The following is a 13,595-nucleotide window of genomic DNA, read 5'->3' on the forward strand; positions in this document are numbered from 1 at the left end:
GGCGGGCGCTGTCGCTGCGCCCAAGCTGGGCTCACGCGTGCCGGCCGCGTGAAGGGCCGGCGGGTCTGTCCATTGTAGAGAATCCGCGGCGCTTTGCATCGCGCCCCGCGAAGCCTGCGAAAGCTCTAGCGCGAAGGACTCATGCGGAAGTACGCATCGAGCAGCGAGGTCTTGTAGACGACGCCGGCGAGCTTCGGATGCGCGGTGCTTTCGATCACCGGCAGCCGCTCGCCCTGAAACGCCATGAAGTGCTGTAACGCGATGGCGAGCGACATGTCCGGCGTCAGCACGTCGAAATGCGGCTGCAGATAATCGGCGGCGGTTTTCATCGACGTTTCGCGCCGCTCGAGCAGATCGGACGTGATGTCCTTCAGCGCGACCACGCCGAGAAACGCGCCCGAGTCGTTCGCGACGTACAGATACTTGACCGGATACTCGAGGAACACGCGCGTCATGTCGTGCACGGTCGCGTTCGGCGGCACGACGGTCTGCGCGGGGCGGATCAGCTCGCGCATCTGCGTCGCGCGCAATCGCGTGCGCTCCTGCTCCTCGCGATTGCGGCGCAGCGTGATCTCGTACATCGAGGTCTTGCCGATTGCGCGAGCGATGAAATACGCGACCACGCACGACAGCATCAGCGGCAGCACGACCTGATAGCTCAACGTCATCTCGAAGATCATCAGGATCGCCATCAGCGGCGCCTGGGTCGCGCCCGCGAGGAATGCGCCCATGCCGACCATCGCATAGGCGTAAGCGGCCGACGTCGCATGCGGCCACAACGCGTGCATGCCCTGGCCGAACAGCGAGCCGACCGCCGCGCCGACGAACAGCGTCGGCGTGAACACGCCGCCCACCGCGCCGGAGCCGGCCGTCGCCGCGGTCGCCGCGAGCTTGCAGACGAGCACCAGCAGGAGCGCGGACCATGTCCACGGCGAATGCAGGATCGAGTTCACGACGCTGTAGCCGTTGCCCCACACCTCGGGCTCCGCGACCGAAATGATGCCGACCACGAGACCGCCGAGCGCGAGCCGCACCGGCAACGCCACCGGCAGCTTGCGAAAGGCCGCCTTCGATGCGTCGAGCAGCCGCAGAAACTGCGGCGCGGCCGCGCCGCACAGCGCGCCGAGCGCGACGAACAGCAGCACCTCGGGACCGGTCACGGTCGGAAACTCCGGCATCTCGTAGGGCGGCTTGTAGCCGGCGAACTCGCGCATCGTGATGTTCGCGACGACCGCTGCGACCAGCACGGGCCCGAAGCTTTCCATCGCGATCGAGCCGAGCACGATCTCGGTCACGAAAAACGCGCCCGCGATCGGCGCGCTGTACGCGGACGTGATACCGGCCGCCGCGCCGCACGCGACGAGCAGGCGCAGCCGTGGCGGATCGAAGTGGACCCAGCGGCCGATCAGCGACGAGGCGAGCGCCGCGAGCTGTACCATCGGACCTTCACGGCCGATCGAACCGCCGCTCGCGATCGTAAACAGCGACGACACGCTGCGCCACAGGCTCAGGCGCACCGGCACGACGCCGTCGCCGATCGCGACCGCTTCCATGTAGTCGGTGTGCTTGTTCGTGTCGGCGTGACGCTGCGCGATCAGCAGGAAAATGCCGGCGACGAGACCACCCGCGGCCGGCAGCCAGATGCGCATGGTCCACGGTAGGCTGCGCGCCATGTCGACGAAGCTGCCGGAGCGGCCGGCAATCGCCAGTTGCAGCAGTTCGATGCCCCTGCGAAACACGATGGTCGCCAACGCGCCGGCAATGCCGACCACAACGGCCCAGACCAGCACCGTATGGGCTTCTGAGAGGCGGAAAACGTTTTGGGCGCGGGTGCGCAGCTTCAGCAGGAATGAAAGCACGTCGTCAGTACGGGGCGTGAAGGAAGGTTGAAAAAACCGCGGCACAACAGCAGCGCGCCCGCCTCGAATGGCGGGCGCGCGGCGGCGAGCGGGCGGGGGCGGGCGGCGCGGTTCAAGCCGCCGCCTTGTCGAGTTCAGGATAGTGCCGGAAGATGCAGCTTTCGTTATGGCCGATGCGCCGGTCCGAGTCCAGATACGCGGCGATGTTCGGTCTTGCGATCACGGCGTCGTGCAGCGCGGCGAGCCGCGGATAGTGCTCGCCGAAGCGCTTCAGCGCGCGCGGAAACGCGTACAGCAGACCGTCGATCAGCTGGAACATCGACAGGTCCACATAGGTCAGCGTGTCGCCGACCATGAAGCTGTCGCCGGCCGGATTCTGCGCGAGCACGCGCTCGAAGTACGACATGAACTTCGGAATCCGATGGTCGATGAAATCGTGCGCGCGCACCTTCGCCGCGTCTTTCTGCTCCTCGTAGTAGAGGCCGCTCGCGAGCGGATGGTGGGTGTCGTGCGCTTCGGTGACGACGTCGGCGATCGTCAGCTGCAGGCCGTTCGCGACATAGCGCAGGCTGTCCACCTCCGGCGCCAGCTTGAGCCGCGGGCCGAGATAGAACAGGATGTTGGCGGTCTGCGCGATCACCAGATCGCCGTCTTTCAGAAACGGTGGCGCGAACGGCGGATACGGCTCGTCGGGGCTTTGCATCACCGCCATCATCGCTTTGGTGCCAAGTCCCTTCGAAGGCTTGCCGCGCGCGACTTCGACATAGTCGACGCCGGCTTCCTCCAGCGCGAGCCGCACGAATTCGCCGCGGCCTTGCAGGCCATCCCAGTAGTACAGTTCCAGTCCCATCGATCGATCCTCATTCCGGTCGCCCGGACGCGTCGCGGGAAGGCGGTTTCACCGCTGCCATCGGACGTCGCGCACGGGCGGGTTGGGGGGCAAAGTTCGCAGCACCGAGTATGCCGTGTGATCGGCCCGGATGGGGCGCCAGAAAGCGCAAAACCCCGCGCGCGGCGGGGTGTCGGGGAAGGCGGGAGAGCCGGCGACGGCTTAGTGGAACAGGTGCTGGACGGTCCATGTGATGCCGAGTCCGCCGGCGATCAGCCAAACATACAGAATCAGGCCGGTGGTCAGCGCGCGCGGACCCGCTTCGCGAATCTGCGAGAAGCGCGTTTCCATGCCGAGTGCGGTCATCGCCATCGTCAGCGCGAAGGTGTCGAACAGGTTCAGCGTCGAGGTGGCGCTTTCCGGCAGCACATGCAGCGAGTTGATCGCCACGCAGGCGAGGAAGCCGAGTGCGAACCAGGGGATCGCCAGCTTGCGCGGGGCGGCGCCGTCCGTGCCGCCATCCTTCGCGCCGCGCGTCGCGCGGTTCACCCACAGGCCGACCACCAGCAATACCGGCACGAGCAGCATCACGCGGGTCATCTTGACGATCGTCGCGATGTGCGTCGCTTCGGGGCTCACGTTGCTCGCCGCGCCGACCACCTGCGCGACCTCGTGGATCGTGCCGCCGAAGAACAGGCCGGCGCCGACCGTGTCGAGATGCAGCCAGCCTGCGTTGAACAGCACCGGGTAGAGGAACATCGACAGCGTGCCGAACAGCACGACGCTGCCGACCGCCATCGCGCTCTTGTGCGGCTTCGATTGCAGCGTCGATTCGAACGCGAGCACCGCGGCCGCGCCGCAGATCGCGCTGCCGGCCGCCGTCAGGAGCGCGGTGTCGCGATCGAGCTTCATGATTTTCATGCCGGCCCAGGTGCCGATCACGAGCGTGCTGACGACGATCAGCACCGAGTCCGCGAGACCCGGCAGGCCCACCTGGGCGATTTCCTGCAGGCTCACGCGCAAGCCGAAGAACGCGACCGCGATGCGCAGCAGCTTGCGCGCCGAGAAATTCACGCCGGCCGCCCAACTGGCCGGCATGCTGTCGCGCAGCGCGTTGCCGTAGATCGCACCCGCGACGATGCCGACGATCAGCGGACTCAGGCCAAGGCCGGCAATCGCCGGAATCGCCGCGATGCGCGTGACCGCGGCGGCGAACAGCGCGACGAACAGTACGCCGTTGAGCTGGCCCCGGGTGGACAGCGCGGGGGAGGCGGCGGCGAGCGGGGCGGTGGGTGTGGACATGATCGGTGGCTTCGTAACGGACTTGCATGGGACTGCATAAGCAGCAATGGGGCTAATCCTAAATTAGATATATCGGTATGAAAAATCGTGATTTAGAATGTGAAGTATCGGCTAAACGGATATTTAATCGAGATGACCCCGGATCAACTTATAACGTTCGCCGCCGTCGCTGAGCATCGCAACATCAGCCGGGCGGCGGTGGCGCTGCATCTGTCGCAGCCGGCGGTGTCCGGTCAGCTGAGGCAATTGCAGGACGAGTTCGGCGAGCCGCTGTATCAGCGCGATGGCCGCGGGGTGCGGCTGACGCCAGCCGGCGAGCAGCTCGCCGCCTATGCGGCGCGGCTGCGCGACACCTGGCGGCAGGCGCATGCCTATCGCGACGCGCTGCGCGGTCTCGAACAGGGCACCTTGCGGATCGGCGCGAGCACGACGCCGGCGAGCTACCTGCTGCCGTACCTGATCGCCGAATTCCATCGCCGCTATCCGCACGTGAGCGTGCATACCGCCAACGGCAACACGGCCGAGATCGTCGGCGCGCTCGGCTCGGTCGACATCGCGATGATCGAGGGTCCCGCCGGCGCAGATCTGCCGCCGGACACGGTCGTCCATGCGTGGCGCGAGGACGAGATCGTCGCGATCATGCCGCGCTCGCATCCGCTCGCGCAGGCGGACAACGGCGGGCGCATCGAGCTGGCCGCGTTCGGCGCGTATCCGCTGGTGCTGCGCGAGGAAGGCTCGGGCGTGCGGCAGACGGTCGAGCGCGAGTTCGCGCGCGCGGGCGTGCCGATGCGCGTGGCGCTCGAAATCGCGGGGGTCGAAGGGGTGAAGGAGGCGGTGCGGGCGGGGATGGGTGTCGGTTTCGTGTCGGCGATGTCGATGCGGCATGAGGATGGCGCGCTGCGGCTCATGTCGCTGAGCCCGCAGCCGCTGACGCGGCGGCTGTCGATTCTGGTGCCGCATGCGAGCGCGCCGTCGCGGGTGGTCGAGCAGTTTCTGGCGATGTGCGTCGCGGACGAGGGCGGCTGACTTCCGCGCTGGCAGCCTATGGGGTCGCGAATCCGAACCCGGGCGGGGCGCTGCCGTGGCCGGCGCGCTTCGCTTTACGCTCGCCGTACGCCGGCCGCGCCTGGGGATTTCCTCTATGGTGCGCGATGGCTGTCCCGAGCACCATTCGCACATCGCAGCGCCTCGGCGCTTTTTTTCGAAGTTTAATTGGAACCGGTTCCAAAAGCGGTTTCGCTTCAGGATTGCGTGAGTTGGACATGACTGATGCAGTGGAGATCGTGGTCGTCGCCAGCGCGTTCGGTGTGAACGCCGTGCGCGCCGACGGCCATCTGAAATGGGCGCAGGCGGCAAAGCGCGCCGGCGCGGCGGGTTTCGAAGTGCGCCGGGAGCTGTTCGCGAGCGACGCGGACGCGGACCCGCAACGGCTGCGCGCGCTCGGCGCGGCATTGGCCGATCTCGGGCTGTGGTCGGTGTTCTCGACGCCGGCATCGTTGTACGCGGTGGACGGCCAGCTCGATTCCGACGCACTGCGTGTCGCGCTCGATCAGGGGGCCGCGCTCGGCGCGCGCTTCGTCAAGCTGCAACTCGGCGGCTTCGCGGGCGAGGCTCACGGCGCGGCCATCGTCGCGCACGTCGCGAGCGGCTCGGGCACCACGGGCGGTGTGCAGCCACGGCTCGTCGTCGAAAACGGGCAACTGGCGCAGGGCGGCTCGCCCGCGCAGTTCGTCGGGCTGTTCGATGCGCTCGCGCGTGAAGGCCACGCGGGCGTGCTCGGCATGACCTTCGATACCGGCAACTGGGCGTGGCTCGACGTCGCGCCGCTACCCATCGCGCCGCAGCTCGCGCCGTACGTCGAGTACATCCATTGCAAGACCACCACGGGCGAGGGCGCGCGGCGCTTTGCGAGCGCGCCGGCCGAGGATGACGCGCCATTGCGCGCGCTCCTCGACCGGCTGCCGCGCGATGTGCCGCGCGGCATCGAGTTTCCGTTCGATCCGAGCCGGATCGACGCGGATGCCGCGCGTTATGTGAGCTGGCTTGCGCGCGTGTAGACGCGCGGCGCGGCATCACGAAGCGCCTCGGTCGAAGCCGTATAGCAGACGAGGCGGCAACTCAGGCAGCAACCCCGGCAGCAACCCAGGCAGCAAAGAACGCATTCCACGCAACACGAATCACCGCATCAGCAGCACCACCAGGAGCCCAGCATGACCCACCCTTACCCCGCCCTCGACGTGATCACCTACGGCGAAGCGATGGCGATGTTCGTCGCCGCCGAAGCCGGCCCGCTCGCGGGCGTCGGGCACTTCACGAAGCGCATCGCCGGCGCGGATCTGAACGTCGCGATCGGCTTGTCCCGACTCGGCTTCAGGGTGGGCTGGATGAGCCGCGTCGGCGACGATTCGTTCGGCCGGTACGTGCGCGACACGCTGACGAAAGAGGGCATCGACCAGCAATGCGTGAGCACCGACGCGCGCCATCCGACCGGCTTCCAGCTGAAGTCGAAGAGCGACGACGGCAGCGACCCGGCGGTCGAATACTTCCGCAAGGGCTCGGCGGCGAGCCATCTGTCGCTCGACGACTACCTCGCCGGTTACGTGCTGCCCGCGCGTCATCTGCATCTGACCGGCGTCGCCCCGGCGATCTCGGCAAGCTCGCGCGAACTCGCATTCCACCTGGCCCGCGAAATGCGCGCTGCAGGCAGGACGATCTCGTTCGACCCGAACCTGCGTCCGACGCTGTGGCCCTCGCGCGCGGCGATGGTCGAAGGCTTGAACGCGCTCGCCGCGCTCGCCGACTGGGTGCTGCCCGGCATCGGCGAGGGTGAGATTCTGACCGGCCACACGCAGCCGGAGGACATCGCGAAGTTCTATCTCGAGCGCGGCGCGCGCGGCGTGATCGTCAAGCTCGGCGCGCAGGGCGCGTATTACCGCACCGCGACCGATGCCGCGACGATCGCCGGCCGGCCGGTCGCGAACGTCGTCGATACGGTCGGCGCGGGCGATGGTTTCGCGGTCGGCGTGATCAGCGCGCTGCTCGAAGGCCGCACGCTCGCGCAGGCGGTCGCGCGTGGCAACCGGATCGGCGCGCTCGCGATCCAGGTGATCGGCGATTCGGAAGGTTTGCCGAGCCGCGCCGAACTCGACGTGCTGGAGCTGGCCGAGGTACCGGACATCGCAAGCGCGGCCTGACGCGGATCGGACCGCATCGATAGCGCTGCATCCACAACCAGCATCGACGACAACAAGAGCGCCCACTGCGCGCCCAGATTTTTTCATCATTGATTCGGGACGACGCCGTCCAAGGAGACTTCCATGACCTCATCGCTTGCGATTCGCCGCTGGTGGACGATCATGCCGATCGTGTTCATCACCTACAGCCTCGCGTATCTGGATCGCGCGAATTTCGGCTTCGCGTCGGCGGCCGGCATCAACCAGGATCTCGGCATCAGCAAGGGGCTCGCGTCGCTGATCGGCGCGCTGTTCTTCCTCGGCTATTTCTTCTTCCAGATTCCGGGTGCGATCTATGCCGAGCGCCGCAGCGTGAAGAAACTGGTGTTCTGGAGCCTCGTTCTGTGGGGCGGCTGCGCGGCGTTGACCGGCATGGTCAGCAACATTCCGTCGCTGATGGCGATCCGCTTCCTGCTCGGCGTCGTCGAAGCCGCGGTAATGCCGGCGATGCTGATCTTCATCAGCAACTGGTTCACGAAGAGCGAGCGCTCGCGCGCGAACACGTTCCTGATCCTCGGCAATCCCGTCACGGTGCTGTGGATGTCGGTCGTGTCGGGCTATCTCGTGCATTCGTTCGGCTGGCGGCAGATGTTCATCGCCGAGGGCGCGCCCGCGATCATCTGGGCGATCTGCTGGTGGTTCCTCGTCAAGGACAAGCCCGAGCAGGTGTCGTGGCTCACGCAAGAGGAAAAGGACGCGCTCGCGCAGACGCTGCGCGCGGAGCAGGCCGCGATCAAGCCGGTGCGCAACTACAGCGAGGCGTTTCGCACGCCCGCGGTCATCAAGCTGTGCGCGCAGTATTTCTGCTGGAGCATCGGCGTGTACGGCTTCGTGCTGTGGTTGCCGTCGATCCTGAAGAACGGCTCGTCGTTCGGTATGGTGGAAACCGGCTGGCTGTCGGCGCTGCCGTATCTGGCCGCGACGATCGCGATGCTTGCAGCTTCGTGGGCATCGGATAAACTCAACCGCCGCAAGGTGTTCGTGTGGCCGTTCCTGCTGATCGGTGCGATTGCGTTCGCGGCGTCGTACGGGCTCGGCTCCGCGCATTTCTGGGTCTCGTATGCGCTGCTCGTGATCGCGGGCGCCGCGATGTACGCGCCGTATGGACCGTTCTTCGCGATCGTGCCGGAGCTGCTGCCGAAGAACGTCGCGGGCGGCGCGATGGCGCTGATCAACAGCATGGGCGCGCTCGGTTCGTTCGTCGGCTCGTACGTGGTCGGCTATCTGAACGGCGCGACCGGTTCGCCCGCGGCATCATATGCATTCATGAGCGTGGCGCTCGTCGCCGCGGTGATCCTGACGCTCGCCGTCAAGCCGGCCGCGGCCGAACAACGTGGCCCCGCTCGTCCCACCGTCGCAAGGAAAATTAGCTGATGAACAAGATCGTCGCCTGGAAGTCGCTGCCCGAGGATGTGCTCGCCTATCTGCAACAGCATGCGCAGGTCGTGCAGGTCGATTCGTCACAGCATGATGCGTTCGTTGCCGCGCTGCGCGATGCCGACGGCGGCATCGGCGCGAGCGTGCAGATCACGCCGGCGATGCTCGAAGGCGCGAGCCGGCTGAAGGCGCTGTCGACGATCTCGGTCGGCTACGACCAGTTCGACGTCGCCGACCTCACGCGCCGCGGCATCGTGCTCGCGCACACGCCGGACGTGCTGACCGAATCGACCGCCGATACCGTGTTCTCGCTGATCCTCGCGTCCGCGCGGCGCGTCGTCGAGCTGGCCGACTGGGTCAAGGCGGGGCAGTGGCGCACGAGCATCGGGCCCGCGCAGTTCGGGCTCGACGTGCAGGGCAAGACGATCGGCATCGTCGGGCTTGGACGCATCGGCGGCGCGGTCGCGCGACGCGCGGCGCTCGGCTTCAACATGAAGGTGCTGTATACGAACCGCAGCGCGAACCATCAAGCGGAGCAGGCGTATGGCGCGCGGCGCGTCGAGCTCGCTGAATTGCTCGCGCAGTCCGATTTCGTCTGTCTGCAGGTGCCGCTCACGCGAGAGACGCGGCATCTGATCGGCGCCGCCGAACTGCGTGCGATGAAGAAGAGCGCGATCCTGATCAACGCTTCACGCGGCGCGACCGTCGACGAACCGGCGCTGATCGAGGCGCTGCGCAACGGCACGATTCACGGCGCGGGCCTCGACGTGTTCGACACCGAACCGTTGCCTGCCGACTCGCCGTTGCTCGCTATGCCGAACGTGGTCGCATTGCCGCATATCGGCTCGGCGACGCACGAGACCCGTCATGCGATGGCGCTCAACGCGGCGGAGAACCTGGTCGCCGCGCTCGACGGCACATTGACGACCAACATCGTCAACCGTGAAGTCCTGGCGAAGTGATTCGCAGGGCGGCGCGCAAGCTCCCGCCCTCGGACCGGCACGAGCGATGAGCGAATGAGCACGACCCCGCCCCCGGCCAGCATGCCGCCGGGTCCCCCGAGCGCGCCGACGCGACGCGCGACGATCACCGATGTCGCGCGTGAAGCCGGCACCGGCAAGACCAGCATCTCGCGCTATCTGAACGGCGAGTTCAGCGCGCTGTCGCCCGAGCTGCGCGCGCGCATCGAAGCCGCGATCGCGCGGCTCGACTATCAGCCGAACCAGATGGCGCGCGGCCTGAAGCGCGGCCGCAACCGGCTGATCGGCATGCTGGTCGCCGACCTGACCAATCCGTACTCCGTCGAAGTGCTGCAAGGCGTCGAGGCCGCGTGCCACGCGCTCGGCTTGATGCCGTTGATCTGCCACGCGGCGAACGAAGTCGAGATGGAGCGGCGTTATCTGCAACTGCTGACCACGTATCGCGTGGAAGGTGTGATCGTCAACGCGCTAGGCGTGCGCGAGGAGACGTTGCGGCCGGTCGGCGACGGCGGGATTCCGGCGGTACTGGTCGATCGGTGCGTGGAGGGGCTGGTCGCCGACATGGTCGGTCTCGACAATGGCGCGGCCGCCGCGCTCGGTACGCGGCATCTGCTCGAACGGGGCTTCGAGCACATCTGGTTCGTCGTGCAGCCGTTCGAGCAGGTCAGCTCGCGGCAGTTGCGCGTCGAAGCATTCGATCGGGCGATGCGCGACGATGGCCGCGCGCGCGGTCGTACGCTGGTGCTCGATCTCGCCGATGCAACTGCGCTCGAGCGCGGTCTCGCGGAGCTGGATCGTGCGATCGACTCGCCAGGCGGGGCCGGTGCCGAGCCCGCCGGCGCCTCCCCACGGGTCGCGCTGTTCGCGGCCAACGCACCGGTCGCGTTGCGGCTCGCGCTGCATCTGAACGCGCGTTACGGCGCGCACTGGCAGAGCCGCGTCGCGCTGCTTTCCATCGACGATCCGGATTGGGCCGAGCTCGCCGGCATCACGACGATCCGCCAGCCGACCTACGACATCGGTTATCGCGCGGTCGAATTCCTGCACGAGCGCATCGAAGGCGCGCAGACGGGCGCGCGCGACTGCCTGCTGCCCGGCGAGCTGATCGTGCGTGCGTCGACCGCACGCTGATTTCCGGCCGATCTGCGATGATGCGGGCTGCGGCGCGCAGCGGTTGCGCGCCGGGGATTGCAAGGAACCCCGCAAGGATACTCATGGTCGTGCCACCGCTTACCCTCGCGAGCCTCGCGCTCGCCACGCTCGTCATCGCCGCTTTACCGTTTCTGATTTACCGACAATTGCGCCGTCCGCTCGCGCTTCGGCCGCGCGACGCGATCGCCGGCGTCGCGGTGTTCGCGCTGTTCGCGATGGTCATCGAGCGTGCGCTGCACGACTATCTGTTGCGCGGCAACGAGACGACCGCGGCTTTCCTTTCGCAGCCGCTCGCGTTCGTTGTCTATGGTGCGCTGGCCGCGGGCGTTTGCGAGGAAGTGGGGCGGTTCTTCGGCATGCGGCTGCTCATGAAGCGCGCGGCGGCGCGGCCGGCGGTGCGCAAGAAGGCGAACGTCGACGCGCCCGCCGGCGTCGCTGCAAGCGCGGGCGCGAGCCCCGCCGCCAGCACGACCGCCGACACGCGCACCGCCGCATTGCGCGCCGACGATGGCGCCGCGCTCAGCTACGGCCTCGGCCACGGCGGCGCGGAAGCATGGATGGTCGGCGTGTTCGTGCAGTTCCAGTGGCTCGTGTTAGCGGTCCTCGAAAACCGTGGCCGGCTCGGCGATTACCTCGGCAATCTGCCGGCCGAAGCGGTGATGCGCGTGCATCTGATTCTCGCGAGCCTGACGCCGCAACTGGCCGGCATTTTCGCGCTCGAACGCGTCGCGGCGCTGGTGTTCCAGATCGGCCTGTCGGTGCTGATGTGGCGCGGCGTGCGGGCCGGCTCGCGCGGCATCCTGCCGCTCGCGATCGGGGTGCACGCGCTGATCGACGTGCCTGCGGCAATGACGCAGGCGCGGCTGTTGCCGCTCGCGGCGGCCGATACGATCTATGTAGTGGCGGCGGTGTTCGTCGCGGGACTGCTGATACGGATTTACCGGCGGCCGGCGGCGGCGTGAGCGGATGAGCCGCTGGACGGCAGGCGCCTCGCTATCCCTTCAGTGTTTCTCTAAAATGCGCCTACGTTTCAGGATCTTCTTTTCCCGGCAGCCTTCATGGAAGCTTACCAATACGACTGCGCGCATCCGGAGTTCGACGAGCTCGCGCGCGTCATCAGCGATCTGTTTCCCGAGCAGACGCAGTTCATCGAGCGTGTCGCCGACGATGGCACGCCCACACTGACGGTTCACTGGGTAGCAATGCGCTTCGGTTCCACCGCGCGCCGTATCGTGATGACGGTCGCGATCGCGCCGGCGGCGCTCGCGCGTTATCGCGCGATGCCGGCGCGGTTGCGTGGCCGCAGCTTTGCGGTATCGCGCGCGTACGTCGAAGCGAGCCTGGGCTCGCTCGAAGAGATGTACGCGAACGGCCAGCCGGTCCCGCGCGAAGTCACGGTCGATCTCGGCGAAGAGTTCGCGTGAAGCGCGGGTGAAGCGGATTCAATCCGCGAGCCGATAGACCTTCGCGAAACGCGCGGCCTGCACGACGCCGTAGTCGCCGGGCGCGTACTGCATGACCCAGTCGCCGGCCGCGCCGTGCAGCACGTCGCCACCGCTCGCGGAGCGCGCGAGCGAGAAGGACTCGTCCATCCGGCGGGCGAGTACGACCGCCGGGCGATTGCGGTAGGCGCCGGCTTCGCCGTGCGCGAGCGCGGCATCGGCGGGCAGGTACTTCGCGTCGAAGCGCTCGCGCGACACGACCCAGCGCTCGCCGGTCGAGCCGGTGATCAGCGCATCGCCGCGCACATAGCGGTTCGGGCCTTCGAGGCTCATCAACTGGCCTTCGGCGGCGGCGAATTCGACGCTTACCGTTTCGTCCTTGACGACGCGTTGGGCGTGCGGATCGTCACGCAAATCGAGATTCCTGAGTTCGGTCATGAAGCGGGTGGAAGATTAGGGGGAGCGTTGCGGCGAGACTTGCCGCTTTGCGGCGATCGTGCGTCGAATCGCTGGGACGGGTAGCCGGCCCAGACAGCGCGACTCCGAATAATGCCAGATGCATGAGTCGGGCGGGGGGAGGCGAAAGGCTGAGACGTGGTGAGAAAGCCGCTGTTCGGGCGCCGGCGGAATTGCTGAAATCAACCGCGCCCGCAACGGGGCAACCCCCGCCGCGGGCGCTCTTTCATTACGGCTTGACAGTCGCGTCGCTCGCGGCTTCTGCCGCGGGCTTGCCGCCCTTGCCCTTGCCATGGTGGCCGCGATGATGACCCTCGGGGCCGCCCTGGTGGAACGTCGCGTCGGCGAGCTTCTTCTGCTCCGGCGACAGGCTGCTATACAGCGGATCGAACGCATCGACGAGCTTCTTCATGCCGTCCGCATGCGCCTGCGCGATCGTTGCGTACTGTTTCATGTCGTCGAGCGCGCTCACGTTGGTGGCCGCCTTGCGCTGCTCGAACAACTGGCCCATCGTTTCGCCGTTGCTGCGCATGACGTCGGCGAACGCCTTCCATTGCGTTTCCTGCGCGGGCGTGATCTTCAGTTGCGAGTGCAGATAAGCGATGCGGTCTTCGACGTTGCGTTCGTGGCCGGCCTTGGCCGCGGAGGCCGAGGCCGTGGTGTCCGGTGCTGCGGCCGGCGCGGCGGTTTGAGCGAACGCGCCGCCCATCGAAACGGCCGTAGCCAGCATAACCAGTGCTTTTTTCATCGAAACTCCTGATGTCTGTTCGTTATTGAGACACGGCGCGCGGCGAGCGTCTTGCCCCGCGCCAGCGGCGAATGGCGCCGCACCGCAAGCGGCTGCCGCATTCGCCCGGCGCCGCTATTAGTAACACGTTAACCCTACAATACGGTGCGTGTGCGACAAACGCTTACAACCGAAACGAACGCGAAACGGCTCGCGCCTGAGCGGCAATCGCGCCGAC

The 13,595-nt window shown here is 67.2% G+C and carries 13 protein-coding genes; 8 read left to right on the top strand and 5 right to left on the bottom strand.

The window, feature by feature from the left end; translation table 11 throughout:
- Positions 1 to 125 precede the first annotated feature (125 nt).
- The 3 genes from HDG33_RS04090 to HDG33_RS04100 form a co-directional block, all read right to left on the bottom strand.
- Positions 126 to 1,859: a ClcB-like voltage-gated chloride channel protein gene (locus tag HDG33_RS04090; protein ID WP_184022700.1), complete on the bottom strand. Its 1,734-nt coding sequence runs from the start codon at positions 1,857 to 1,859 to the stop codon at positions 126 to 128.
- 112 nt (positions 1,860 to 1,971) lie between these two features.
- Complete coding sequence (locus HDG33_RS04095) at positions 1,972 to 2,709, bottom strand: glutathione S-transferase (protein WP_184022701.1); 738 nt, start codon at positions 2,707 to 2,709, stop codon at positions 1,972 to 1,974.
- 201 nt (positions 2,710 to 2,910) lie between these two features.
- On the bottom strand, positions 2,911 to 3,990 hold the full coding sequence (locus tag HDG33_RS04100; protein WP_184022702.1) for a YeiH family protein: 1,080 nt from the start codon (positions 3,988 to 3,990) through the stop codon (positions 2,911 to 2,913).
- A 132-nt stretch (positions 3,991 to 4,122) separates the two neighbouring features.
- Between HDG33_RS04100 and HDG33_RS04105 the strand changes: the two genes are divergently transcribed.
- The 8 genes from HDG33_RS04105 to HDG33_RS04140 all read left to right on the top strand — a co-directional run bounded on the left by HDG33_RS04105 (position 4,123) and on the right by HDG33_RS04140 (position 12,156).
- On the top strand, positions 4,123 to 5,016 hold the full coding sequence (locus tag HDG33_RS04105) for a LysR family transcriptional regulator (RefSeq protein WP_184022703.1): 894 nt from the start codon (positions 4,123 to 4,125) through the stop codon (positions 5,014 to 5,016).
- 236 nt (positions 5,017 to 5,252) lie between these two features.
- The gene (locus HDG33_RS04110; RefSeq protein WP_184022704.1) at positions 5,253 to 6,047 is read left to right on the top strand and encodes a sugar phosphate isomerase/epimerase; all 795 of its coding nucleotides are present in this window, start codon (positions 5,253 to 5,255) and stop codon (positions 6,045 to 6,047) included.
- A gap of 153 nt (positions 6,048 to 6,200) precedes the next feature.
- On the top strand, positions 6,201 to 7,184 hold the full coding sequence (locus tag HDG33_RS04115; RefSeq protein ID WP_260330302.1) for a sugar kinase: 984 nt from the start codon (positions 6,201 to 6,203) through the stop codon (positions 7,182 to 7,184).
- A gap of 123 nt (positions 7,185 to 7,307) precedes the next feature.
- Entirely contained in the window at positions 7,308 to 8,597 is a 1,290-nt protein-coding gene (locus HDG33_RS04120; protein ID WP_184022705.1) for an MFS transporter, read from the top strand.
- On the top strand, positions 8,597 to 9,562 hold the full coding sequence (locus tag HDG33_RS04125; RefSeq protein WP_184022706.1) for a D-glycerate dehydrogenase: 966 nt from the start codon (positions 8,597 to 8,599) through the stop codon (positions 9,560 to 9,562). Before HDG33_RS04120 ends, HDG33_RS04125 begins: the two co-directional genes overlap by 1 nt.
- A gap of 54 nt (positions 9,563 to 9,616) precedes the next feature.
- Positions 9,617 to 10,711 carry a LacI family DNA-binding transcriptional regulator gene (locus tag HDG33_RS04130; protein WP_184022707.1) on the top strand — a complete coding sequence of 365 codons (1,095 nt, stop codon included), beginning with the start codon at positions 9,617 to 9,619 and terminating at the stop codon, positions 10,709 to 10,711.
- An 83-nt stretch (positions 10,712 to 10,794) separates the two neighbouring features.
- Positions 10,795 to 11,694, top strand: a complete 900-nt coding sequence (locus tag HDG33_RS04135) for a YhfC family intramembrane metalloprotease (protein WP_184022708.1) — start codon at positions 10,795 to 10,797, stop codon at positions 11,692 to 11,694.
- Positions 11,695 to 11,790: 96 nt separating this feature from the next.
- Positions 11,791 to 12,156 (top strand): DUF3022 domain-containing protein, encoded by a 366-nt coding sequence (locus tag HDG33_RS04140; RefSeq protein ID WP_184022709.1) that lies wholly within the window; start codon positions 11,791 to 11,793, stop codon positions 12,154 to 12,156.
- An 18-nt stretch (positions 12,157 to 12,174) separates the two neighbouring features.
- On the opposite strand, the gene HDG33_RS04145 is transcribed toward HDG33_RS04140, so the two are convergent.
- Positions 12,175 to 12,612: a PGDYG domain-containing protein gene (locus tag HDG33_RS04145; protein WP_184022710.1), complete on the bottom strand. Its 438-nt coding sequence runs from the start codon at positions 12,610 to 12,612 to the stop codon at positions 12,175 to 12,177.
- 247 nt (positions 12,613 to 12,859) lie between these two features.
- Positions 12,860 to 13,378, bottom strand: coding sequence for a Spy/CpxP family protein refolding chaperone (locus HDG33_RS04150; protein WP_184003867.1), 519 nt, complete (start codon positions 13,376 to 13,378; stop codon positions 12,860 to 12,862).
- Positions 13,379 to 13,595 lie beyond the last annotated feature (217 nt).

This window comes from Paraburkholderia sp. Cpub6 (assembly GCF_014201065.1).
GTDB classification, from domain to species: domain Bacteria; phylum Pseudomonadota; class Gammaproteobacteria; order Burkholderiales; family Burkholderiaceae; genus Paraburkholderia; species Paraburkholderia tuberum.

Coding starts and splice junctions, on each gene's coding strand:
- HDG33_RS04140 (WP_184022709.1), top strand. CDS start 11,791: ATGGAAGCTTACCAATACGACTGCGCGCATCCGGAGTTCGACGAGCTC.
- HDG33_RS04150 (WP_184003867.1), bottom strand. CDS start 13,378: ATGAAAAAAGCACTGGTTATGCTGGCTACGGCCGTTTCGATGGGCGGC.
- HDG33_RS04100 (WP_184022702.1), bottom strand. CDS start 3,990: ATGTCCACACCCACCGCCCCGCTCGCCGCCGCCTCCCCCGCGCTGTCC.
- HDG33_RS04125 (WP_184022706.1), top strand. CDS start 8,597: ATGAACAAGATCGTCGCCTGGAAGTCGCTGCCCGAGGATGTGCTCGCC.
- HDG33_RS04130 (WP_184022707.1), top strand. CDS start 9,617: ATGAGCACGACCCCGCCCCCGGCCAGCATGCCGCCGGGTCCCCCGAGC.
- HDG33_RS04110 (WP_184022704.1), top strand. CDS start 5,253: ATGACTGATGCAGTGGAGATCGTGGTCGTCGCCAGCGCGTTCGGTGTG.
- HDG33_RS04095 (WP_184022701.1), bottom strand. CDS start 2,709: ATGGGACTGGAACTGTACTACTGGGATGGCCTGCAAGGCCGCGGCGAA.
- HDG33_RS04135 (WP_184022708.1), top strand. CDS start 10,795: ATGGTCGTGCCACCGCTTACCCTCGCGAGCCTCGCGCTCGCCACGCTC.
- HDG33_RS04145 (WP_184022710.1), bottom strand. CDS start 12,612: ATGACCGAACTCAGGAATCTCGATTTGCGTGACGATCCGCACGCCCAA.
- HDG33_RS04120 (WP_184022705.1), top strand. CDS start 7,308: ATGACCTCATCGCTTGCGATTCGCCGCTGGTGGACGATCATGCCGATC.
- HDG33_RS04105 (WP_184022703.1), top strand. CDS start 4,123: ATGACCCCGGATCAACTTATAACGTTCGCCGCCGTCGCTGAGCATCGC.
- HDG33_RS04115 (WP_260330302.1), top strand. CDS start 6,201: ATGACCCACCCTTACCCCGCCCTCGACGTGATCACCTACGGCGAAGCG.